At 55.0% G+C, this 23,629-nt stretch carries 20 protein-coding genes; 8 read left to right on the top strand and 12 right to left on the bottom strand.

Annotation, left to right across the window (positions count from 1 at the left end; genetic code table 11):
- The first annotated feature begins 13 nt into the window (after window positions 1-13).
- Complete coding sequence (locus tag ACOOGA_RS10855) at window positions 14-811, top strand: thermonuclease family protein (protein ID WP_417459525.1); 798 nt, start codon at window positions 14-16, stop codon at window positions 809-811.
- A 42-nt stretch (window positions 812-853) separates the two neighbouring features.
- On the opposite strand, the gene ACOOGA_RS10850 is transcribed toward ACOOGA_RS10855, so the two are convergent.
- Window positions 854-1,735: an RNA polymerase factor sigma-32 gene (locus ACOOGA_RS10850; RefSeq protein ID WP_417459524.1), complete on the bottom strand. Its 882-nt coding sequence runs from the start codon at window positions 1,733-1,735 to the stop codon at window positions 854-856.
- Between the two features lie 233 nt (window positions 1,736-1,968).
- Between ACOOGA_RS10850 and ACOOGA_RS10845 the strand changes: the two genes are divergently transcribed.
- On the top strand, window positions 1,969-2,352 hold the full coding sequence (locus ACOOGA_RS10845; protein ID WP_417459523.1) for a BlaI/MecI/CopY family transcriptional regulator: 384 nt from the start codon (window positions 1,969-1,971) through the stop codon (window positions 2,350-2,352).
- On the top strand, window positions 2,342-4,534 hold the full coding sequence (locus ACOOGA_RS10840; protein WP_417459522.1) for a M56 family metallopeptidase: 2,193 nt from the start codon (window positions 2,342-2,344) through the stop codon (window positions 4,532-4,534). Before ACOOGA_RS10845 ends, ACOOGA_RS10840 begins: the two co-directional genes overlap by 11 nt.
- A gap of 100 nt (window positions 4,535-4,634) precedes the next feature.
- Here ACOOGA_RS10840 and ACOOGA_RS10835 read toward each other — a convergent pair whose 3' ends face one another.
- Window positions 4,635-5,135, bottom strand: a complete 501-nt coding sequence (locus ACOOGA_RS10835; RefSeq protein ID WP_417456250.1) for a CarD family transcriptional regulator — start codon at window positions 5,133-5,135, stop codon at window positions 4,635-4,637.
- Window positions 5,136-5,603: 468 nt separating this feature from the next.
- Window positions 5,604-5,939: a ferredoxin FdxA gene (gene fdxA / locus ACOOGA_RS10830; RefSeq protein WP_417459521.1), complete on the bottom strand. Its 336-nt coding sequence runs from the start codon at window positions 5,937-5,939 to the stop codon at window positions 5,604-5,606.
- Between the two features lie 540 nt (window positions 5,940-6,479).
- Here fdxA and ACOOGA_RS10825 point away from each other — a divergent pair.
- Window positions 6,480-6,719 (top strand): hypothetical protein, encoded by a 240-nt coding sequence (locus ACOOGA_RS10825; protein WP_417459520.1) that lies wholly within the window; start codon window positions 6,480-6,482, stop codon window positions 6,717-6,719.
- Between the two features lie 2 nt (window positions 6,720-6,721).
- Here ACOOGA_RS10825 and ACOOGA_RS10820 read toward each other — a convergent pair whose 3' ends face one another.
- Both ACOOGA_RS10820 and ACOOGA_RS10815 read right to left on the bottom strand, forming a co-directional pair.
- Entirely contained in the window at window positions 6,722-7,120 is a 399-nt protein-coding gene (locus tag ACOOGA_RS10820) for an RNA-binding S4 domain-containing protein (RefSeq protein WP_417459519.1), read from the bottom strand.
- Between the two features lie 9 nt (window positions 7,121-7,129).
- Complete coding sequence (locus ACOOGA_RS10815; protein WP_417459518.1) at window positions 7,130-10,126, bottom strand: helicase-related protein; 2,997 nt, start codon at window positions 10,124-10,126, stop codon at window positions 7,130-7,132.
- A gap of 94 nt (window positions 10,127-10,220) precedes the next feature.
- Between ACOOGA_RS10815 and ACOOGA_RS10810 the strand changes: the two genes are divergently transcribed.
- Together ACOOGA_RS10810 and rpmB are read left to right on the top strand one after the other, a co-directional pair.
- Window positions 10,221-11,981: an amidase gene (locus ACOOGA_RS10810; protein WP_417459517.1), complete on the top strand. Its 1,761-nt coding sequence runs from the start codon at window positions 10,221-10,223 to the stop codon at window positions 11,979-11,981.
- 169 nt (window positions 11,982-12,150) lie between these two features.
- Entirely contained in the window at window positions 12,151-12,444 is a 294-nt protein-coding gene (rpmB, locus tag ACOOGA_RS10805) for a 50S ribosomal protein L28 (RefSeq protein ID WP_417456255.1), read from the top strand.
- A gap of 106 nt (window positions 12,445-12,550) precedes the next feature.
- On the opposite strand, the gene ACOOGA_RS10800 is transcribed toward rpmB, so the two are convergent.
- From ACOOGA_RS10800 to cobS, 4 genes are read right to left on the bottom strand one after another with little or no spacing between them, the layout of a single operon-like run.
- Window positions 12,551-13,444 carry a sulfotransferase family 2 domain-containing protein gene (locus ACOOGA_RS10800; RefSeq protein ID WP_417459516.1) on the bottom strand — a complete coding sequence of 298 codons (894 nt, stop codon included), beginning with the start codon at window positions 13,442-13,444 and terminating at the stop codon, window positions 12,551-12,553.
- Between the two features lie 9 nt (window positions 13,445-13,453).
- A complete protein-coding gene (locus ACOOGA_RS10795) occupies window positions 13,454-14,449 on the bottom strand; it encodes an esterase-like activity of phytase family protein (RefSeq protein WP_417459515.1) in 996 nt (331 codons plus the stop codon).
- A gap of 6 nt (window positions 14,450-14,455) precedes the next feature.
- A complete protein-coding gene (gene cobT, locus ACOOGA_RS10790; RefSeq protein WP_417459514.1) occupies window positions 14,456-16,312 on the bottom strand; it encodes a cobaltochelatase subunit CobT in 1,857 nt (618 codons plus the stop codon).
- Window positions 16,313-16,346: 34 nt separating this feature from the next.
- Window positions 16,347-17,345, bottom strand: coding sequence for a cobaltochelatase subunit CobS (gene cobS / locus ACOOGA_RS10785; RefSeq protein ID WP_417459513.1), 999 nt, complete (start codon window positions 17,343-17,345; stop codon window positions 16,347-16,349).
- Window positions 17,346-17,528: 183 nt separating this feature from the next.
- Here cobS and ACOOGA_RS10780 point away from each other — a divergent pair, with 183 nt between their 5' ends.
- Window positions 17,529-17,801, top strand: a complete 273-nt coding sequence (locus tag ACOOGA_RS10780) for a BolA family protein (protein WP_417459512.1) — start codon at window positions 17,529-17,531, stop codon at window positions 17,799-17,801.
- A complete protein-coding gene (locus ACOOGA_RS10775) occupies window positions 17,802-18,575 on the top strand; it encodes a hypothetical protein (protein ID WP_417459511.1) in 774 nt (257 codons plus the stop codon).
- A gap of 20 nt (window positions 18,576-18,595) precedes the next feature.
- Here the strand turns inward: ACOOGA_RS10775 and ACOOGA_RS10770 are convergent, their stop codons facing one another.
- The 3 genes from ACOOGA_RS10770 to ACOOGA_RS10760 form a co-directional block, all read right to left on the bottom strand.
- Window positions 18,596-19,753, bottom strand: coding sequence for a serine hydrolase domain-containing protein (locus ACOOGA_RS10770; protein ID WP_417459510.1), 1,158 nt, complete (start codon window positions 19,751-19,753; stop codon window positions 18,596-18,598).
- A gap of 303 nt (window positions 19,754-20,056) precedes the next feature.
- A complete protein-coding gene (locus ACOOGA_RS10765) occupies window positions 20,057-20,314 on the bottom strand; it encodes a DUF3303 domain-containing protein (protein WP_417459509.1) in 258 nt (85 codons plus the stop codon).
- 428 nt (window positions 20,315-20,742) lie between these two features.
- A complete protein-coding gene (locus ACOOGA_RS10760; RefSeq protein WP_417459508.1) occupies window positions 20,743-23,529 on the bottom strand; it encodes a bifunctional aconitate hydratase 2/2-methylisocitrate dehydratase in 2,787 nt (928 codons plus the stop codon).
- Between the last annotated feature and the right edge of the window lie 100 nt (window positions 23,530-23,629).

Genomic DNA, 23,629 nt, shown 5'->3' with positions numbered 1-23,629 from the left:
AAGAGGATGAAACATGCTGAAAGCGCTTGCAATCCTTATTCTTACCGCGCCCGCCGCTTTGGCGAACGACTATGTATTCGACACCAAAGGCCTCGCCGATTGCGGCACGACCACAGCCGCTGAGACACTGGGCGGTGCTCGCTTCAAAACACCGGAAGGCCTGACGGTCAAACTCGCACTTGTGAAAGCGCCGGAATTTTGGGAACCATCCAGCGAATACACTAGTTGGCCCCACGCCCTTGAAGCCAAAAAACACCTGATGAACACACTCCGTGGCCACACGGTTACGCTTTTTTGTGAAGGCCAGAAAACCAACCGGCTGGGCGAATTGGTGGCGCACGTGGTGATGCCCGACGGCAGCTGGCTGCAACACACGCTTGTTCGCGACGGGCATGTTTTTGTCTTCCCCGGCCCCACGCGGCGGCGCGGGCTGGACGCACTCTATGAAGCCGAGCTTGAAGCACGCGCGGATAAAAAAGGCCTATGGATATTCAAGAACCTGCAACCCGTGGCCGCCACAGGCAACAGCGTGAAAGCAGGCTGGTTCCAGATCGTGGAAGGTGTGGTGGTTGATGCCGCGAAAGTGCGGGATACCATCTTCCTCAACTTCGGTGATGACTGGCGCACGGATTTCACCGTTGAGGTCCCGGCCCTAACCGCGCGGTATTTTGAACGCATAGGGCTCGATCCGCTCAGCCTTGAAGGCCAGCACATTGAAGTGCGCGGCTGGATAGACTTCAAATCAGGCCCGCGCCTGTTGCTGCAAGGTCCCGGGCAAATTCGTATCATAAAACAAGAAAGCCAACCCTGATACGAGCTGGCTTTCCGGTAATACTGATTTGATTTAGGCCTGTTAGCTACCCGCAAGACCTGCAAGAAACGGGTCACCCACATCCTGCATCAAAGCCTGCCGCAGTTTGCCAAGCGCCTGCGCTTCCAGCTGACGCACACGTTCCTTGGAAATACCTAACTGGGTACCGAGAACCGCGAGGGTCACACCGTCTTCCCGAAGCTGCCGCTCACGAATGATAAAGCTTTCCCGTTCGGTAAGATGCTTCATCGCCCGCTCGATCAAGGCAGCCTTTTTGTTGCTGTCATGGTTTTCCATGTAAAGGTCGTCAGGTCGCGGCGAATCGCTCACCAGAAGATCCTGCCATTCCTGCGCGCTTTCATCCGCAACCGGTGCATTCAAAGACCGGTCTACACCTGAAAGCCTGCCTTCCATGGCCTCAACATCACGAAGCCGCACACCCATTTCATCGGCGATCTGGTTGCGCGCACCCATGGAAAGGGGCCGGTCGGGGTCAACCCCCATGCGGGCCTTGAGGCGCTTCAGGTTAAAGAACAAAGCCTTGTGGGCACTTGTGGTGCCTGTACGTACAATGGACCAGTTCCTCAGAACATAGTCCTGCACGGCGGCACGAACCCACCAGCTTGCATAGGTTGAGAAACGCACGTCCCGTTCCGGCTCGAACCGGTATCCGGCCTCCATCAAGCCAACGGTGCCTTCCTGAATGAGATCAGCAACCGGCAAGCCATAATGCCGGTAGCGGCTTGCAGCCGCAATCGCGAGACGCAAATGCGCTTCGGTCAATTTTTTGAGGGCTCGCTCGTCCCGTTCCATTTGCCACGCAAGCGCCAGTTCGCCTTCTTCTTCCCTGTCCAGCATTGGCGCACGCATTGCGAAACGAATTAAGCGGCGATCTTCCCCAGTGGCCCAGTTTCCTCGGCTCACTCTCACCTCCCAATTTTTAATGACCTTGATTAATGCAATGCATTATGACCAGTTTTTTTTGGCTTTGCAGCAACTTTTTTTATCTCGCTTATAAAATCGGCGTGAGCGCCGGGATTCCGCGCCTTTACCGGAAAACACATTCACGCATGACGGCAAAACACGACCGAATCATATCGATTACGCCTGTAAACATAACTCTTGATTTTATTGATTACATATGTAATCGTAATCTCATGAGCGAGGAAAAAAAACAAATCAGCATAGCTGAGAGCAAGGTGATGGAAACGCTATGGCGTGCCCATCCCTTAACAGCGGAAGATGTCACCAATGGCGTCGCCGCAGACCAGAACTGGAGCGTCGGCACCGTCAAATCGCTGCTGAACCGCCTTTTGTCCAAAGGCGCCATCTCAGCCGAGAAAGACGGCCGACGCTATCTCTACAGCCCGGTCCTGAGCCACGACGACTATATAACCCATGAGGGTCAGGGTGTGCTTGACCGTCTTTTTGACGGTCGGGTTTCAGCGCTCCTGACCCACTTCTCCCAGCATGAAAAGCTGAGCGGCGACGATATCGCAGAGCTTAAAAAACTGATCAAGGAGCTGGACGATGACGAGTGATATTTTTACCCACCTGATTCAAGCCCTGATCGGCACAAGCGCCGGGATCCTGATAGTGCTGCTGCTGAGGCGCCACACTCGCGCCGCTTTTGGTGCCCGCACGGCTTATGCGCTGTGGCTCATCGTGCCCATCGCGCTAGTCGCGAGCCTGCTGCCAGCGGAACTGATTTTCACCACACCTGCAAAGACCGCTAACCCGGTGCAGGAACGAGCTGCCGTCTCAGATACCCTGCAGGCACTGCCCAAGGGGCAGCCCACCGCGCAACCGGCCCCGGCACAGCATATTGTTCGGGCGGCTCAGCCGCTTGCTACAAATACACCGACTGATGTTGGCCCGTGGCTCTTTGGTTTGTGGCTGACAGGTACACTCGGCAGCCTTGCGGCTCTCGGCTATCGCCAGAAGCGTTTCCTGCAGAAGCACGGTCTGGTACGCACACCTAAAAAACGCGTATCCAAACATGCCAAAGTCGGCCCTGCGGTTTTTGGTTTTGTCACGCCCCGCATTGTGGTGCCGGACAACTTCACTGCCGCCTATAGCGCGCTTGAGCGCAGGCTGATACTGGCGCACGAACAAGCCCACATCCGCGCAGGCGACATGCAGATGAATGCGCTGGCCGTGGCCATACGGTGCCTGAACTGGTTCAACCCGCTGGCCTATGTGGCTTACGGCTTGTTCCGCACCGATCAGGAACTGGCGTGCGACGAACGGGTCATGCGCAAGTTTGGCCAGCATCGCCGGGCTTATGCGGAAACACTGCTCAAATCCCAGTTGATGGGCGACCAGGCACCGCTTGGCTGCGCCTGGTTCGGTAGTGGCCGTCACCCGCTCACCGACCGGGTAAAACGCCTTGCCCGGCACGAGCTTAGCCCGGTTCGCCAGACGCTTGGTGCGCTGACACTCGTAACTGCCACCAGCCTTTCCGGCGTGGCAGCATGGGCCGCGCTTTCAAGTCAGGTTATCTATATCGCAGACAATAGTGCGTTCACAGGTGAGGACGTGCCCGTTGCCCCGCTTGAGCGAGTGGTAACAGCCGATGTGCTTAGGGATGCGCAAGGCGCTGCCCTTGTGGATGCGATCCTCGAAGGCCGCACCCGACACGCAGAGGCCCTTTTGAGCGCAGGCGTGAATGTAGATTATGATGCGCGTGGCGACGGCACACCGCTATTGGTTGCCGCTCTCAAAGGCGATTTTGACATGGTGAAAACCCTGCTTGAGGCTGGAGCGGACGTGAACGGTTTCTCCCCCGGCAGTGGTACGCCTTTGTTGGTAGCCGCGCGACGTGGCGATGAAAGCATGGTGAAAACCCTGCTTGATGCCGGCGCAGACATAAATAAAGCGGCACCCGGTGACGGTACACCGCTTCTTGTTGCGGCACGCCGTGGTGATAGATCCATGGTTGAGGTCCTGCTAGAAGCCGGGGCGGACGTGAACGGTTTCTCCCCCGGTGATGGAACCCCGCTTCTCGTGGCGGCGCGGCGCGGGAACACAGCCATGGTAGAGGCCCTTCTGGAAGCTGGTGCTGACATCAATCAGGTGGCCCCTGGTGACGGCACGCCTCTTCTTGTCGCTGTAAGGGCGGGTGAAACAGCCACCACCGAACTGCTGCTTGAGGCGGGAGCTGATATAAACGGTGTTGCACCCGGCGACGGCACGCCGCTTATTGTGGCGGCTCAACGCGGTGACGACGTGATGGTCAAGTCGCTTTTGAATTTGGGCGCTGATGTTGACGGCTATGCACCGGGCGACGGTACACCGCTGATCGTCGCTGCGCGGGACGGTAACCAGAAAATGGTAGACGTTCTCCTTGAAGCGGGTGCAGACGTGAATAAGGCAGCACCCGGTGACGGCAATGCGCTTATCATGGCGTCTGTGGTGGGGAATCTCCCCATGGTGGAACAGCTTGTTAGCGTTGGCGCGGATGTGAACGGCTTTGTGCCTGGGGACGAAACACCACTCATTGGTGCGGCACGGGCCGGGCATGTGGATGTGGCTGAGTTCCTGATCGGGAAAGGGGCCGATGTTAACCTTCGGGTAAAAGCCGGCAACGTGTGGAATGGCCGCGTGGCGGGGAGAGCCATTCACCGGTCACCCCTCGGCCAAGCGCTGCGGTACGGCCATGATGATATGGCTGCCCTCCTGCGCAAACATGGTGCTACAGAGCCCGTTGAAGAAGAAGAGTAGCGTGGCCAACCCAACGGCCAAGCCGAGCCAGTAGCCAACAAAAAAAACCCGCCTCTCATTTGAGGCGGGTTTTTCTATAACTGAGATAGAGAAGAGAGGCTTAAGCGGCCAGCTCTTTCTCAAGCTTAACCATCGCTGCCGCTTCGTCGATATCCTCAACGGCTGCAAGTTCACGAGCCAGACGGCCAAGCGCAGATTCGTAAATCTGGCGTTCGCTGTAAGACTGCTCAGGCTGATCAGCGCCACGGTGAAGGTCGCGAACAACCTCCGCGATGGAGACAAGATCACCAGAGTTGATCTTTGCTTCATATTCCTGTGCCCGACGGCTCCACATCGTGCGTTTGATGCGCGCTTTGCCCTTAAGCGTGGTGAACGCTTCCTTGAGCGTGGCATCATTGGAAAGACGACGCATGCCGCTGGCTTCCGCTTTGCCTGTTGGTACCCGAAGCGTCATGCGCTCTTTTTCAAAGCGAATCACATAAAGTTCAAGCTTCAGGCCAGAGATTTCCTGAACCTCAAGCTCAGTGATCCGGCCCACGCCGTGCTTGGGGTAAACAATGTAATCACCGACTGCAAAGGGATGTTTACTGGATTTTGCCATAGTGGTTCTATGTCCTTCTTATCTAAGGCAGGCGCACCTGCCATAATATCCGGGTCCCGACGGGCACGGTCCTCGCGCGCTCAATAGCTCAGCAAGGCTGCGGAAACCCTTGAGAAAAGCGCTATCAAAAGCTTTTCCGTCAAACTGCGTCAAAAAAACCGTTGCACCACCCCGCTCAGGGCGGCACAATCAAGCCTCAATTCAGCATCTTCAAATTTGGGCGGTTCCAGCCACCACGCGCGAGCCCACTTGCCGCAATTGGATCGCGCAATCCCTTCTTGTAACACAAAATTAGTAATTTTTACAGTCAAATCGCATTTTTTGGCTCTATTGCTTGATCCTGCGACGTTTGAGCGCACAAAAAAACCGGGCCATTCAGCCCGGTTTTCAAATTAAGCAATTGATGCAAAAGCAATAATATTGTGCGCGGAAGCCCCTAAAAGCCCCAGAAACCGTGTACTGCGCGGCTTAGTTGCTTTCGCCTGGCTTGTCAGAGAAGTACTCCATCTTGCCTTCTTTGCCTTTCCAGTCATCCGCGTCAGCGGGCTGCTCGCCCTTCGCGGTGATGTTTGGCCATTCTTCCGAATATTTGGTGTTCAGCTCGAGCCATTCTTCCATGCCGTCTTCCGTATCAGGCAGGATTGCTTCGGCCGGGCATTCAGGTTCGCACACGCCGCAGTCAATGCATTCGTTCGGGTTGATCACCAGCATGTTTTCACCTTCGTAAAAACAGTCAACCGGACAAACCTCAACACAGTCCATATATTTACATTTGATGCATGCCTCAGTGACGACATAGGTCATGGGCGTCTCCTTTATTCCGCAAACCTGTAAACTCGTGGTTCTTTCATTGGCTTTATGCCGAAAAGCGCGGCCTTGGGCAACGGCTTTATATGCAAGAGATTCTTATGTGCACAAATTGTTTGGCTTGCTCATCAGCCATCACTGTATGACACTGAAGGTGGGTAAATCTTTTCTTTTTACCAATTAGAAGACCAGAGCCTTGTTTGAGATACTCGTTTTATGCCTTTTGTTCGTTTTCCAATGCTTCGTTTGCTACGCGGTGGCTCGGCTTTACTCCCGCGCTTTGATTTGGACAAAAATCATAGGACTGAAGATGATAAGACTCACCATGGCTATGGCATTATGGCTCATTGTTGCAGCATTCCTTTTGATAATGCCCGGTGGGGCTGTCTGGGTTGCCGGTAGCCACTTCCACATAGAAGCGGACTTAGGCTGGGTATATATCGCGGGATTGTTCGCAGACATCCCCGCTGTATATCTTGGAATGCATGGATTTCAGCTGTCGCTCCGTAATGCTGGTTATTTCAGTCGGGACAAATTGTGACACAACTTATTTCATACACCACATCTTCGAACTACTCTCACTTGGTTGTTGAAGCGCAACCAGAGGGTACATACATCTTCCTGTATAAATTCAAAGACTCTCTGTTTCCTGAAAAAGATTATCTGGCAGATGATCTAAAAACAGCAATGGAGATATGCGAGGAAGACTATCAGGTTCCGACAAACAGCTGGACCAAATACGATGGACCTCAGTTAATGAAACACCGTTCAGACTAAAGCTAACGGTCCATCAGCTTATCGATAGCGCGGCGCTCTGCTTTGGTGGGGCGGCCTGCGCCTGCGTCCCTGAGGGCGGGCGCTGTCCTCTTCTCTTCCGCCAGCTCCTTCTTCTGATCCTCAATGGGGGAGAGGTCGTCATAAAGTGTTTGCGCCTCCGCGGCCGGGCCGCGGCGCGTGCCAAGCGCGAGGATTTTCACCACGCGGATATGGGGGCCTTGCGGGAAGGTCAGCACCTGCCCCGCCTTCACAGTAGCGGACGCCTTGGAAACAACGGTGCCATCCACGCGAACCTTGCGTGCCTTGCAAACGGTGCTGGCGATGGAGCGGGACTTGAAAAACCGGGCATGCCAGAGCCATTTATCCAGCCTGATCTGCCCGGTCTCGAGATTTTCAGCCATCAGAGGCTGCTATTTCTTTTTTTGCAGGGTCTCTTTAAGGCCTGCAAGTGCTGCAAAAGGCGAGTCTGGGTCGGCCTGTTTTTCGCGGCGAGGTGGGCGCGCCGTATGCACACGCTGGCCTTGCGGCTTGCCACCCTTGCCTTTTGGGCCTTTACCCGGACCTTTACCACGCGGACGATCTGACTTGTCCCCATGTTCGCCGCCTTTGGCGCCATTTTGGGCAAAAGCTTTCCCTTGCGGCTTGCCACCCTTGCGGCCTTCGCCTTGCGGGCGGGCTTTGCGCTTGGGCGCCCATGAGAAAAAGTAACGCTCTACAAGCTCTTCCTCTGCAGAATCACCCTCTGTCGCGTCGCTCTCTTGGGCTTCAGCTTCTGATGGTTTAGGTGCTTCAGGTGCATCTGCCTCAACCACGGCTTCAGCAGGTGCAGCTTCTTCAGCATCAACCTCAGGCTCTGCGGCAGGAGCAGTTTCCTCTGCAGTTTCTGGTGTAGCTTCCGGCGCAGCCTCTGCTGGAGTAGCCTCCTGCGCCGCATCGTCTGCATTGGCTTCTTCCGCTTCAGGCTTTTCTTCCACCTTCGGTGCCGCTGGTACTTTGCGCACTTCGTGTTTGTAGCCCGCAGCCTGCATCACCTCGGCAAAGTCTTCACCGGAAAGGCCAACAAGGCCCATAATCTCAGGTGTTACTTCAAACCAGCCACTGCCTTGGCCCATCGGGCGTACAGCATCAGCAAGGCGCTCAAGCATATCCATACGTACCGCTTTTTTGCCGCACACCTGGAAACCGGCCATCTCGTAAAACTCACGCGGTGCTGTCTCTTCCGTCTCCACCCACACCATGCCCGGTGTTGGCAGGCTTGGAAGAGCGGTCAGCTTGCCAGCCATCGCCCACATCATCAGCCTGAGCTCATTGGCATGCGGCTTGAGGATAACGGGGATATAAAGGCTGGAGGCACCAATACGAATGCCAAAGCGGCGCAGGCCTTTGCGGGCATCCTGGTCGAGCTGACGCAGGTCACCGTCCACAAGGCTTCTGGAGATTACGCCGTAATTCTCCAGCAAGCGATACGCCACACCGCGCGCAAGACCGGAAAGCGGTGCCGCACCTTCAGGTGCTTCGGTGTCTCCGTTCAGCTCACCCGCAAGTTTCAAGAGCGGTTCGAGCTTCTCTGCGATACGCGTGTCCAGCCACTCTTGTGCTTTATCGCGCACGAGGTCTGCGTTCTCGCCCTGCAACAGCGTGGAAGCCACCAGCTTCACACGTGGTGCAAACAAAGCGCCGCTGTCATGCAGGGTCGCGATAGGCGCGCCTTCCCACATAAGCTTCGGGTATGCCAGACCTTCTGTGAAATCAAACGCCAGCGTCTTATAGCCCACATTGGCAAACAGCTTTGCACGGCGGGTCAGTTCCACCTGCAGTGCTGCTTCTGCCGCTGCCTTGAGCATCTTCTGGTCGTCACGGGCTGCGCCCGGCTCAACGCGGAAGGAAAATCCATTCAGTTCACCGATTTCGTGTCCTTCGACCGAAACCTGGTTTGTCTCGTCATCAATGCTCACGCTAAGTTCGCCCCTATGCCTGAGCGAGCGCATCAGAACAGCCGTTCGCCTGTCCACAAAGCGCTGGGTTAATTTTTCATGCAGGGCGTCGGACAACCTGTCCTCAACACTGCGCGTAACATGCGCCCAATGGGCAGCATCCTGAAGCCAGCCTTTCCGGTGCGAAACGTAAGTCCAAATCCGGATACTGGCAATTCGACCGGCCAAGGTATCTATATCGCCGCTTGTATTGTCAAGGCGCTTGACCTGCCTTGCGATCCAATCGTGCGGAATTGTGCCTTTTGGGCCCATCAGATCAACAAAGATGCGACGTAGAAGAGAAATGTGATCATCATGTGACAATTTGCGGAAATCGGGAATTTGGCAGACATTCCAAAGCCTTTCCACGGCTTCCGCATGTGTGACAAGGGAACTGATACCGTCATCGGCACTCATTTTCTTGAGTGCCGTGAGGTCAATGGCATCACGGGTGCGGTGAAGGCCTTCTGTGCGTGCTGGCTGCTCCAGAGAACGAACAAGCCGCGAAATTGTGGAAAAATCGAGCCGGTGATTCCGCCAGAACAGCCGTTTTACCGGCTCAAACTGGTGCTCTTCGATCTGCGCGACCATCAACGGGTCCATCGGCTCGCCACCCGAAAGGGTGGAAAACGTACCGTCTTTTTTAAAGCGGCCCGCACGGCCTGCAATCTGCGCAGCCTCGGCGGCTGTCAGCTCACGATAGGTCCGGCCGTCAAATTTACTGAGCCCCGCGAAGGAGACATGGCCGATATCAAGGTTAAGCCCCATGCCGATAGCGTCTGTTGCCACAAGGTGATCAACCTCACCGCTCGCATACATCTCAACCTGCGCATTGCGGGTGCGCGGGGAAAGCGCCCCCATCACAATCGCGGCGCCGCCCTTCTGGCGACGGATAAGCTCCGCCATGCCGTAAACATCGGCTGAGGAAAACCCGACCACCGCGCTACGGCGCGGCAGGCGAGACAGCTTGTTCGCGCGCACGGCCTTCAGCTCTGAAAACCGAGGGCGGGTGACAATCTCAATTTCCGGGATCAGGCGTATAAGCACACTGCGCATCGTCTCTGCGCCCAGAAGCAGCGTCTCGTGTCGCCCCCGGCTATGCAGCAGATGCTCGGTGAAAATATGGCCGCGTTGCGGGTCTGCTGCCATCTGCACTTCATCGATGGCGATAAAATCAGCGACCGCATGGCGCGGCATCGCTTCGGCGGTACAAAGGAAATAGCGCGCGCCTTCCGGCACTATACGTTCTTCGCCGGTGACAAGCGCCACCTGGTTCTTGCCCTTCACAGCCACAACACGGTCGTACACTTCCCGTGCAAGCAGCCGAAGCGGAAAGCCCATAACGCCAGAGGCATAGCCCATCATACGCTCCACCGCATAATGGGTTTTACCCGTATTGGTGGGGCCAAGAACCGCCTTGATGATGCCAGCCATAAAAACGCCTAACAGTAACTTAATAGTGAAGGTTTAGATAACGGTTCCCCGTTCAAAAGTGAAACCCTATAATCATAATTAAACGGGAGCGTGTATGGCTAAACTTGGAATGGACAGGCGACAGATCCTTAAAGGTGCGGGCATATTAGGTGGTATTGCGGCGGCGAGAGCGGCCTATGCCTACACGCCCGAAACGCCTAACCCACCTGTCAAAACACCTGGTGACCTAGCCATTGCCGAGCGTATCGCGGGCGTGAAATATACGCCTGACGAGCGCGCCATGATCCTCGACGAGCTTGAAGACATGCTCGATCGCCTACGCCGACGACGTACAGGCGTGGAGCTAAAAAACTCGGACGCACCCGCCATGGCGTTTGACCCGCGTCTGCCCGGCAAAACCTATGTTGTGCAATCAGGCGGTGTCCGACTGGCGTCAGGAGAACCGGGGCCACTGCCCAGTGATGAAGCTATTGCCTTCGCCCCCGTACATGCTCAGGCATACTGGATCAAAAACGGGCTTCTGACCTCAAGCCGCCTGACGGACATCTATCTGTCGCGTATCAAACGGCTTGACCCAAAGCTCAGGTGCTTCATCACCGTCACCGAGGCGGTCGCGCGCGAGCAGGCGTGGGAAGCCGATGTAGAAATACGCTCAGGCCGCTATCGGGGGCCACTGCACGGTATCCCGTTTGGGATGAAAGATATCATCGATACCAAAGGCATCAAGACAACCTGGGGCGCCGCTCCCTATCAGGACCGCACGGCAGAAAATGATGCGGCTGTAACAAAGCGGCTACGCGATGCTGGCGCCGTGCTTCTCGGTAAAGTCGCTCTGGGCGCTCTTGCCTATGGCGACCTGTGGTTTGGCGGCGTTGTGCGCAACCCCTGGAACATGAATGAGGGTGCATCCGGCTCCAGCGCGGGCTCCGCCTCCGCCACTGTTGCCGGACTATGCAGCTTCGCCATCGGTACCGAAACCATGGGGTCCATCATCTCACCCTCAACACGCTGCGGCGCCGTAGGGCTGAGGCCCACGTTTGGCCGCGTGCCCCGCACAGGCGCCATGTCTCTGTGCTGGAGCCTGGATAAAATCGGCCCGATCTGCCGGAGTGTCGAGGACACCGCGTTGGTGCTGGACGCTATCAACGGCCATGATGGCGGTGATCCCGGTTCGCTGGACTGGGGCTTCGCTTATGACGGCAACTCCGCCACCGCCGGAGATATAAAGATAGGGTATGACCCCAAATGGTTCACTGGCGAGGATGCCACCGACCTTGACCGGCAGGTCCTTGACCAGCTCAAGGGCATGGGCTTCACGCTGGTGGAAATTTCGCTGCCAAAACTGCCTTACTCTACCCTGCTCACAACAGTAGAGGTTGAGGCCGCCGCCACGTTTGAGGAGCTGACCCTGTCAGACGACGACGACAAACTTATGTGGCAAGGCGACAAGGCCTGGCCCAACACCTTGCGCGCCGCGCGCTTCCACAGCGCCATCGAATATGTCCAGCTGGACCGATTCCGCCGTCAGGTGATGGAGATGATGCACGGTATGTTCGAGCAGGTGGATATGTTCGCCTGCCCCAACTTCGCAGGCGATATGCTGGTGATCACCAATTATACCGGGCATCCGAGCCTTTCGCTGCCGCTGGGACTTATCAAACGCCAGACCTTTCCGCTGACAGGCACAGAGGATAAAAAGCTCGGCTTTGAACGCCGTGTGCCATACGGCTTTACGCTGTGGGGTAACATGTTCCGGGAAGACCAGTTGGTCGGTGTTGGTCGGCTTCTGGAGCGTGCCGCCAACTTCGGCGCCCACCGCCCCATCCTCCTTGAAAGCCTGAACCGGGAAGAGTAAACCGGCGCAAAGCCGCACAAATGCTGCGTCGCACGAGTCAAAAAGCTTGACCATGGGAGGCGAATCGTCTACTCACCGCGCCAGCTATTGCCGAATCCGGTCTTTAGCGAACATGGACCATAAAGATTCCCGGGGCGATGACCTCGGCAGAAAAACAAGGATAACGAACATGTCGCGCGTATGTGAACTGACTGGCAAACGGGTAATGGCGGGTAATAACGTGTCTCACGCACACAACAAAACCCGTCGCCGTTTCTTGCCAAACCTGACCAAAGCAACCCTGATTTCCGATACCCTCGGTCGTTCTGTCAGCCTGCGTATTTCTACGCACGCGCTGCGCTCTGTTGAGCACAACGATGGTCTCGATAATTTCCTCCTGAAAGCTCGCGACACCGATCTGTCGGCTAACGCTCAGAAGCTGAAGCGGGAAATCAAAAAGAAACAGGCTGCTGCCAAGGCATAAAGCCCGGGGCAACCCGCCTCAGGTGCGGGAAGCAAAAGTTTCGGAAAACGTCGCAGCACATCGCTGCGGCGTTTTTTATTGGCGAGAGTTGGGCCATTCACGCCCGCTAGAAATAGGTGCCGTAAGCCTCATAGTCACGCGCATACCGCGCACGAGCTTCTTCTTCCAGCGCATCACTCGGTTCGATCTTCGCCATGTCTTTGGAGCGGAAGTTATGAATAGCAGGAATATCCACGCCCACTTTTTCTGACAGTTTTAACCGCAAACTGTCCATCTCCTTCACCGGACCGATCCAGTCAAAAATGCTGGCGTCTGCACCTGCGATATCAGCGATGCCATTAGTATGAGCACGAAGCGTGCGGAACACTTGGCGGTACCGGGTAAGGTTTGCGAGAAACTCGTCATAGCTGGGTTGCAGCTTGAGCCCCAAGTAGGTCTCTCGCCCCATGACTTCTTTTGACAGGTCATTGGTGAACACGAGATTGAAGCGGTAGTAGGACCGGAGCCGTGAGATTGGGTCCCGCACCACGAGAAACTTGAACCAGTTTGCATGGGTTTCATGCAACCGCGTACGGTCTTCAAACGCGTAAGGCGCGTGTTTTGACACCAGCGTATGAGAATGCCCCTCAGCTCGCTCACCTGTCAGGATATGGTAGAGCATATCCTTGATCGTGGTGGAGCCGCATTTCGGGACATGGAGATAAAGTATCTTGTGATCACTCACGCTCGTAAAGGCTGACCGGTTCGATTTGGCGAGCGCAAGCTCTCCCGGTGTTGGGCCTTTCACATGCTCGATGATACGCGCCATCAACTCGTGGGCAGCTTGTTCGTCACCCTGCATCAGCAAAATACGGCGGAGGAACCGCCAAAGCCGCACATGATCATAATCGTCAAGCGCGCTTGTAATCAGCGCATGAGCCTCATCGACGGCCTCATCCTGCAGAAGAGCTTCAGCCTTCTGGACCAAATGATTGATCTCTGTATTTTTCGCAGTATCCATGCCGTTTGATTAGGCTACATCTAGGCTAAACACAAGAAGAAGCGTGCGCTGGCTGGCGCGAAAATTGTCGTCAGAGATCATGATGATCCGTGTTGGCTGGCCATCGGCCTCAATCACGTCCAAGCCTTCCATATTATCCACCGTATAGGGTGGCTCAAGATGCAACAGCTCTTCACCAACAAGGGTAGCGCCCGGTTTGATATCCTCCGCCTTGATGCGCACAAGTTTGGCCGCAACCCCGCTGAGAAGGGAAAACCGCCGGAGCAACAATAGAACATCGCCATTCTTCAGCGTCGCCGCATCGGTTGGGGAAAAATTTAGCGGCGGTTTGAAGTAGATATCGTCGGCACCGTCTTCGCGGGCAATCCAGCCCCGCAACCTGCCGCGTGTATCAAGGCCGCCTTCAACTAACGTCAGAATGCCGCCCTCAACCGAGGTGATCGCCTCCACTCCACCATTTGTGGCCAAGCCCCGGAAATCCAAATGCTTATTGTGAAGCAGGAATGTGATGTCACCGTCCGCCGCCACGGCCAGCAGCCTGTGGTAGCTTTCAAAAGCCACCAAATAGCCGCCTTCGAAGCGGATCAGGCTTTCCGCATCAAGCCCTTTTTTGCTGTGGTCCTGGGCCTTGCTATCAAAAGGCCGCATGACGGCAGAAAGAAAGGGTGCTTTCCGTCCCCAATCCATATCCGCTGAGAACCAGTCACCGCGATCACTGATGGCCATCAGGCTCGCGTCATCCGCCACGAGGCCTGAAAAACCACCAAAATTTTCATTATCAGCCGTGAGAGACCACCCCGCCAGGTAACGCAGTTTTCCCGCGTGGTTCAGGCTCAGGTCCTCCGGGTTAAGGGGAACCGCTTTTGCTGTGACCGTGATTTCCGTTGGCCCCGCAAGCGGGTGCGACGGCTTGTTGCCAGCCAAATTCTGGTAGGTTGCGAATGCTGCCAGCGCCACTGCCGACACCAGCGCAAACGAAATTTTCCGGGGATGCCGCATGATCATCAGATGTTATCCAAGTCGCCTTGGTGTTGGCACGGCTTCCTCGAATAGAGACGCCAGCTGCTCTGTCATGGCACCGCCAAGCTGTTCTGCATCAAGGATGGTGACAGCTCGCTTGTAGTAGCGGGTAACATCATGCCCGATACCGATGGCGATCAGTTCCACGGGCGAACGTTCTTCAATCCATTTGATGACCTGACGCAGATGGTTTTCAAGATAAACGCCTGAATTGACACTCAAAGTGCTGTCATCCACCGGTGCACCATCCGATATCACCATCAGGATACGGCGTTCTTCCGCGCGCGCCATCAAGCGGTTATGGGCCCAGAGAAGGGCTTCACCGTCGATATTTTCCTTGAGCAAACCTTCGCGCATCATCAGGCCCAGATTACGGCGGGACCGGCGCCATGGCGCATCGCCGGTTTTATAGATGATATGCCTCAGGTCATTGAGCCGGCCCGGCGCTTTTGGTCGTCCATCCTGCAGCCATTTCTCGCGCGATTGTCCGCCCTTCCAGGCTTTGGTCGTGAAGCCAAGGATTTCGACCTTCACGCCGCAACGCTCAAGTGTGCGGGCGAGAATGTCGGCGGAAATAGCCGCAATCGAGATCGGCCTGCCCCGCATGGAGCCGGAGTTATCCAGAAGCAGTGTTACCACCGTATCCTTGAACTCGGTTTCGCTCTCAAGCTTGTAAGAAAGCGGCTTGGTAGGGCTAGAGACCACACGTGCGAGCCGCCCTGCGTCCAATATGCCTTCTTCCAAATCAAACTGCCAATGGCGACGCTGCTGGGCCAGCAACCGGCGCTGCAGCCGGTTTGCAAGTTTTGAAACGGCGCCTGAGAGGTGCGCCATCTGCTGATCGAGATATTTCCTCAGCCGCTCCAGCTCTTCAAGGTCGCAAAGCTCCTCGGCTTTCAGGACTTCGTCAAATTCTTCAGTGAAAACCTGATAGAAGGGCGTGTCCGGCAGATGATCAAGCGGGCGGTTGGGGCGCCACGGAATAGTACCCTCATGTTTACCCTCGCCCGCGTCGGCATCGCTGTCTTCCATCTCTTCCATGGCAGCATCAGAAGAAGCGTCATCATCAGCGGTTTCGCCTTCACTGTCGTCCGAGCTTTCAGCGCCGTCGGCTTCGCCGTCACCATCATCGCCCGGGTCACCATCCGGGCTGTCTGGCGCGTTGCCGTCGCCCTCTTCCGGTTGGTCTTCTTCCTCGCGATCCCGTTTTTCGCCGTCGCCATCGCCAATGAGCTCGGCAATGATGCTGCGGCTGATGACCGACAAGCCTTTCTGGTCTTCAACTTTACCTTCAAGGCTATCAAGAAGGTGGCCAACACTTTCCTCTAACCACTTGCGCTGGCTCTCAACCGCAACAACTGCGCTCTCTGGTGGCTGCGCGCCCGTAAGCCGCTCGCGCACCAGAAGGCCAAGCACAGAAGCAAGGCGACCAGCTTCATCATCCGTCGGGCGTGAAAGCCCTGCTTCAAGCGCCCGTTTCTCCGTCAAGGCCCCAAGGTTTGCTTTAACGCCAGACATAGCCCTTGCGCCAATGGCCTCAAAACGCGCCTGCTCAACCGCATCAAAGATTGCACGGCCAATCGCACCGGATGGGGAAAGCTTGCTGTGAAGTTTCGGGTCATGATGCCGATGCTTGAGGGCAAAGCTGTCTGCAATGCCGCGCACCTCAGCCACATCCTGGGCTCGCACCTTGTGTGGTAGGTGTGGCACGCGCATCTCGCCCGCCACAAGGCCGGGCACGTCAGCCGTGAATTTGACATCGAGCGCCTTGTCCTGCGCCACCGCACGGGTGGTGGCGGCAAGTGCGTGCTCGAACGTCTCTTTCGGTTTTTGGCTGCCGTCTGCCATCAGATGTACCCTAAACTCTTTTGATGCTTTTGCGTTACGCGCCGATCACCAGATTGCTCGCGGATTCCTTAAGGTCTTCCCCGAACGAGCGCTGGTAATATTCCGCCACGATTGACCGCTCGGCCTCATCACATTTGTTGAGGAAGCTGACCCGGAAACCAAAGGAAACATCACCAAAAATGCGTGCGTTTTGCGCCCATGTCAGCACCGTACGTGGGCTCATCACTGTAGAAATATCGCCCGCCATAAAGCCGGTGCGTGTGAGGTCTGCGACCCGCACCATATTGGCGATTGTCTTACGGCCCTCTTCATTGTCGTAGCTTGGCTCTTTCGCGACAATGATGCTGGTTTCCGTTGAATGCGGCAGATAGTTGAGCGTGCCCACGATGTTCCAGCGGTCCATCTGGCCCTGGTTGATCTGCTGCGTGCCGTGGTAAAGCCCGGTGGTATCCCCAAGGCCGACCGTGTTAGCTGTCGCAAAAATGCGGAAAGCCGGGTGGGGACGGATCACGCGGTTCTGGTCAAGAAGCGTAAGCTTGCCTTCTACTTCCAACACACGCTGGATCACGAACATCACATCCGGGCGGCCCGCATCATATTCATCAAACACGATGGCTGTGGGGCTTTGCAGCGCCCATGGCAGGATACCTTCCTGAAACTCGGTAACCTGCTTGCCGTCTCTCAGCACAATCGCGTCCTTGCCAACAAGGTCGATCCGGCTGATATGGCTATCAAGGTTCACACGGATTGTGGGCCAGTTGAGGCGCGCGGCAACCTGCTCGATATGCGTTGATTTACCTGTGCCGTGATACCCCTGGATCATCACGCGCCGATTGTGGGCAAAACCCGCAAGAATGGCCAGCGTGGTATCAGGGTCAAAAACATAGGCCTCATCAATGTCAGGCACATGCTCCGTATGTTCCGCAAACGCAGGCACTTCCATATCAAGGTCAAGGCCGAAGGTTTCGCGCACGGACACTTTTTTCTCGGGCAATGTCAGGCTGGGGAGCTTTTCAGCCGTTGCGGCACTCATGGACTAATCCTCTTGTCTAAAATCTTTTGATAACCATTCTTTGATAATCATTCTAAAGAATGCATCATGGGTTTACCAGCGGCTGGGTCAATATGAAACAGCACATTTCACATGGCTGTTATACAGATGGTACTTTATAAGCCTCTGCAAACCCCCGCGTAAGTTAAAGAGAGTAAGTCGAATATGGGTAAAGTCACCAAAACCATCGAAAAAAAGCTGCTTGAGGCGCTTGCACCAGACCACCTGGAGGTGATTGACGAATCCGAGGGGCATCGTGGGCACGCCGGCTACAGGGAAGGCGGCGAAAGCCACTTTCGTGTCGTGATCCGCGCCAAGGCTTTTAAAGGGCAAAGCCGTGTTGCCCGGCAGCGCATGGTGATGAGTGCCCTCAAGGACGAGCTGGCTGGCCCGGTACACGCGCTCTCTATTCAGGCTGACACCCCCGGTTCCGATTAAATGTTCGCTATTGTTAAATATACCGCAGCGGCCGTTTTTGTCGCCGCCCTCACCTTCGCCGGGAAGGCTGAAGATGCCAGCATTTCCATTGTTGTACAGGAAATGCCCGGACTGATCGAACCCGGGGCACAGCTGCCATACAATCGTCTGCTCAACACACTGGTTGAAGGCGCACCAATGGAAACGCGCCAGACAATCCTGCCGGGCTACCGCGGCGTTCAGGACTGGCTGGACCACGATTATGACTGCATCTTTGGCGGGGTCAGCTCTCCCGGTCATAAACTTCCGCCAAAAGATACAACAATCACGCAGGTAGATTGGGATACGCTCAAAATTTCAACGCCCTTCAACATCCTGCGTGTACATGTTGTTTCAATGCTCGAAACACCCAAAGCCAGATCATTAGAGATTATTGAAAACCGTGCGGTTGCTGTTGATGAAGTATTGTTTCTGGATCTTCTGATCCACACCACTGCCACCAGAATTGCCAATCCAGTGAAAGTCCCTACAACCTTCAGGGCGCTTGACTTGCTGCAGTCCCGGCGTGTGACTTATGCGCTGGCGTATGACAATGACATCGCGCTCTACCGGGCCGCCCAACCCAAGGTTCAGATAGAATATGATCCTGATCTGGTTGTTCTCGAACTGGAAGAAAGCATGATGTGCTGGCCGGGCAAAGGGATTGAGCGGTTCATCAGCCACACCAATGAAACACTCAACGGGCTCGAAAAATCTGGTACGCTGAGGCAGTTGACCCACCCCAGCGCACCGTAACGCCGTCTGTCACATGAGCCTTATTCGCGGGCAGCCCACAGCTCATACTGGTCAATGATTGGTGATGTTGGATCAAGCAACCTGATCAAACCCGGCATGGCATCCATGCCAAACTTGTTGGGGGCGTTCAGGAAGATGATGATGCCATCCTTCGATTCCTGATAAAAATAAGCGGTAGTAACAGCCGACCAGTCGCTGCCGCCATGCCACAGAATTTTATCCTTCGCTTCATCAACCACTACCCAGCCAAGACCATAACCTTGAGCCTTTGGGCATCCGGGCGCCTCCTCGTCACAGTACTTTACAGGCCGCGTAACCTGCACCCGGTTACGGTCCTTGATAAGGTCAGCGGAATAACCCTCCCCGTTCATCACCGAAATCAGGAAAGTGGCATACTCTTCAAGGCTGATTACCATGTTGCCAGCTGCGGAATATTCTCCTTCACCCACGCAATATTTATTACCAGGCATGCAATATGGTTTTGGGGTTTCACCGTCCTCGGTGATAGCCACTGCAATATTCTTGAAATTGGCGGCACGAGCGCTGAACGACGCATGCTTGATACCCAGCGGTTCAAAGACATTATCCAAGACCAGCTCTTCAAAGTTTTTACCAAGCTTTATTTCCGCATATTTGGCCACATACTGCAGCCCCTCACCTGAGTAGCCGTAGGTGGTGCCCGGGTCATGCTCTAGCGCCAGTTTGTAATCTTCCCTGAAGAAGCGCCAATTGGGGAACCCCGTAGTGTGGGTTAAAGCCATACGTGGTGTAAGGCGGGTGTGACGCGGGTCGTCCCTTATGTCAGGGTCCACCCAATAGGGCGCCATGGATTCGTCAAGCGACAGAGCGCCTTTATCCACCAGGCGCAGGATTGTCTCCGCCGAGACAGTTTTAGTGACTGAGGCAACATTGAACTGGGTTCGTGCAGATGCCAGAACTCCCGGGGCCTGCTCGCCATAATAGCCCGTCCACGCCAAAGTGCCGCCCTTGATAACGGCGATAGCGGCGGTGTTCACCCCTTGGTTCGCGATTACATCCTTAAGGGTGTCGTCTATGGCCGCGATGTGGGACTGGGACAAAGGGTCAACATAGTCTTGTGCTGAGGCAGGGTTCGCATATAGCGCACCTGCCGTTAGGGCCGCCGCCAGACAGGCAGCAGATTTCAGTGTTGTGGGCATTTCCTCGCTCCCGATTTTTGTGTCTATATTTTTATATAGGTAACGGTACGGGAACTGTGGCCATTGTCCACATATTCGTGTGGTCACTCTGCGGAGAAGCAGACAAGAATTAGCTTATAACGATTGGTATTTTTTAAAATAGGCGATCATCCCTGTTATCCGGCGTGCGCGTCAGAGTATCAAACAAATAATTTTCCTGAAAACAGCGGCCACTTTAAGAGAAACTGACCCTCTAATACTCAATACTTGGTGAACAAAAACGCAGCCTAAAGTAACAAAACGCGTATTCACGGCTTATAGTGTTTACGGGGACGGCTTTAAAGAAGGAACCATGGTTCCGCTTAATCGCACGATTTCAAAATCGGCGAGATCGTCCCAAATCTTTGTCCATTCTCTCAACAGCGCGGGGTCATCCGTTTCCATGATCTGGTAACAGCACCTCATATCGGCAGTGACCCAACCTTTGCGAAGAAACAAGCCCTCAGGCAGCATATGCCCGCGCTCTTCATACCGGTCAAAAACGGGCTGAGGGTTTCCGTGCCTGAATTTTTCAACCACCATAAAGTGCATGAGCCACCTCCTGAAAGGTGGTCATTTTATCCTACCCCTTGCGTCCGGCGAATAACATTTACGCGAGACACAAGAGGGCGCATTTTCAGTAAGTAGGGCCAGCCTAGAAGTGGCGGTTGGCCTGGCTCCGGGAATGCCAAATCCCGGCACATGTTACAGCGCCTAAAAGGGCGTAAATAAAAATTTCCATCGCTCTCTGATCCATTATTGGTCTTTTTCAAACTCATTATGGCCAATGTGCCTGCGCATTAAGGCGGGAAAGTGAAGGAATTGCGGTGAGTTTGTTGCGGAGTGTTGGATGTGCCGGATAACAGCGTGCCTGGAAAACAATGAAAAAAAGCAGCGCGAAAGACGCGCTGCTTATGTATCTGATTATGTGTCTGGGACGTTTGGCAATCGCTGATTGCCGCCCCGGAAAACTAGTGATGGTTGGCTGTTACCGGCGGTTTACCAAGCGGCGGCGCAAATTTCGTGAGGCTAATACCCTCTACCGCAGCTTTATACTCGTCAATGTTTGGCGTGCGGCCCAGAATGGTGGAAAGCACTACAACCGGTGTTGATGCCAGTAGCGACTCACCCTTTTTCTCGTCAGAGTCTTCAACAACCCGGCCCTTAAACAGGCGCGTGGATGTTGCCATTACCGTATCGCCTTTTGCGGCCTTCTCCTGGTTGCCCATGCAAAGATTACAGCCCGGCCTTTCGAGATACAGGGTATTTTCATACTCGGTGCGGGCCGCGTTCTTTGGCGCGTCGTCATCGAACTCGAACCCTGCATACTTCTGCAGCACAGCCCAGTCGCCCTCTTCCTTCAACTCGTCAACAATGTTGTAGGTTGGCGGCGCGATCACGAGCGGAGCACTAAACTCCACCTTGCCGTTCTGCTTCTCCAGGTTCTTGAGCATTTGAGCAACAATTTTCATGTCACCTTTGTGAACCATGCAGGACCCCACAAAACCCAGATCTACTTTCTTCTCCCCGCCATAGAAGGAAACCGGCCGGATCGTGTCGTGCGTATAGCGCCGCGATACATCAGCGTTGTTCACATCCGGATCGGCGATCATCGGTTCAACGATCTGGTCCAGATCCACGACAAATTCGGCATAATATTTGGCGTTATCATCCGGTGCCAGAGCAGGGCGTTCGCCAGACTTGATCTCGGCAATGCGTTTGTCTGCAATATCGATCAGGCCTTGGAGCGTTTTTGTCTCATTCTCCATGCCTTTACCAATCATGATCTGAATACGGCTCTTGGCGATCTCCAGCGACTGGATCAGCGTTTCATCTTCAGAAATACAGATTGATGCTTTTGCCTTCATTTCCGCGGTCCAATCCGTGAAGGTGAAGGCTTGGTCAGCAAGCAGTGTGCCGATGTGCACTTCAATCACGCGTCCCTGGAAGACGTTGTCACCAAATTCTTTCAGCATCTGCGCCTGTGTTGCATGCACCACATCGCGGAAGTCCATATGGTCCTTGAGGCTGCCCTTGAAGGTAACCTTCACAGATTCAGGGATAGGCATGGTTGCTTCGCCTGTTGCCAGCGCAAGTGCAACGGTGCCCGAGTCGGCCCCAAAAGCAACACCCTTGGACATCCGCGTGTGGCTATCGCCGCCAATGATCACAGACCAGTCGTCAACCGTGATGTCATTGAGCACCTTATGGATCACGTCGGTCATGGGGTGGTAAACACCCTTTGGGTCCCGCGCAGTGATAAGGCCAAACTTGTTCATAAAGCTCATCAGCTTCGGGATATTCGCCTGTGCTTTTTTGTCCCAAACAGATGCTGTGTGACAGCCTGACTGGTAGGCACCGTCAACGGTCGGGGAAATAACTGTGGCAGCCATTGCCTCCAGTTCCTGTGATGTCATCAGGCCTGTCGTATCCTGCGATCCAACGATATTCACTTTCACGCGAACGTCTGAACCGGCATGCAGGGCCTTGCTTGAGGCCACGCCAACAGCGTTTTCGTTGAAGATTTTCTCAACAGCCGTCAGGCCCTGAGCGTCATGAGAGATCTCTTTCGAAGCCGCAAAAATCGTTGGCATATCAGTGCCCAGCGTTTCAGCCGCAAAGGTCTGGAGTTTTTTACCAAAGACAACCGCGTATGAGCCGCCAGCCTTGATGAATTCAACCTTTTGCGGCGTCAGCGCAGAAGAGATATCAACAACTTCTTCGCCTGCTTCGCTATAAAGTTTCTGTGTTTTGGTGTTGATGGTGAAGACAGTGCCATTGTCCACAGAGTAGGTCTGTTCCAGCACCGGGTCACCGTTTTCATCCAAAACCGCGTTGCCGTCTGCATCCAGCTTCTTGACCCAATTCTTGAGGTCAAGACCAATACCGCCGGTTACACCAACAGTGGTGAGGAAGATTGGAGAGATACCGTTTGTGCCGCCAACAATCGGGGCGATATTCACGAAGGGCACATACGGGCTGGCCTGCTTACCCATCCACAAGGCAACGTTGTTCACGCCCGACATGCGGGAGGACCCCACACCCATAGTGCCCTTTTCAGCAACCAGCATAACGCGCGCATCTGGGTGCTGTTTTTGAAGCGCCTGGATTTCAGCCTGGGCTTCTTCAGAGATCATGCACTTGCCGTGCAGTTCCCGGTCAGAACGAGAGTGCGCCTGGTTACCCGGCGAAAGCAGGTCCGTCGAAACGTCCCCTTCCGCAGCGATATAGGTTACGACCTTGATCTCTTCGTCGATGGCGGGGAGCTTGGTAAAGAATTCAGCCTTGGCGTAGCTCTCCAGAATGTCCTTTGCAATCGCGTGCCCGCCCGCGTGTGCGCTCGCAAGGCGGTCCGTATCCGCCTCATAGAGGAATACCTGTGTTTTCAGCACTTCCGCAGCCTTACCGGCAACCGCCGCGTCACCCTCAAGCGCCAGATCGAGCAGGACCTCAACCGACGGGCCGCCTTTCATGTGCGAGAGGAGCTCAAACGCAAAGTCTGTCGAGATTTCTTCAACAACAGCATCGCCGAGGATAATATCCTTCAGGAACATGGCTTTTTCACCGGCTGCACTCGTGGTGCCCGGCAAGGTGTTGTAGATGAAAAATTGAAGTGATTGTTTTCTGTGCTCGTTTTCCAGATCTGTAATCTGGGAAATAATCTCTTTTACAAGGGCCCCGTCTTCGATGGGCTTGGGATTTAATCCCTGTGTTTTGCGAGTTTCGATCTCATTTAAATATTCGGTGTACAAACCCATGACTATCCTGACAAAAAGTGTTAGATGAAGCTTGAAACCCGGGCCCCAGAGAAGTCTGTTGGGCAAGGGAAAAGCGGGCCGGCGCGAATACTATTTCAAC

Origin of the sequence: Kordiimonas sp. (genome assembly GCF_965216265.1) — a bacterium.
Lineage (GTDB): Bacteria > Pseudomonadota > Alphaproteobacteria > Sphingomonadales > Kordiimonadaceae > Kordiimonas.
The sequence above is the reverse complement of the archived record's forward strand: the minus strand, read 5'-3'. Positions and strand labels throughout refer to the sequence as shown.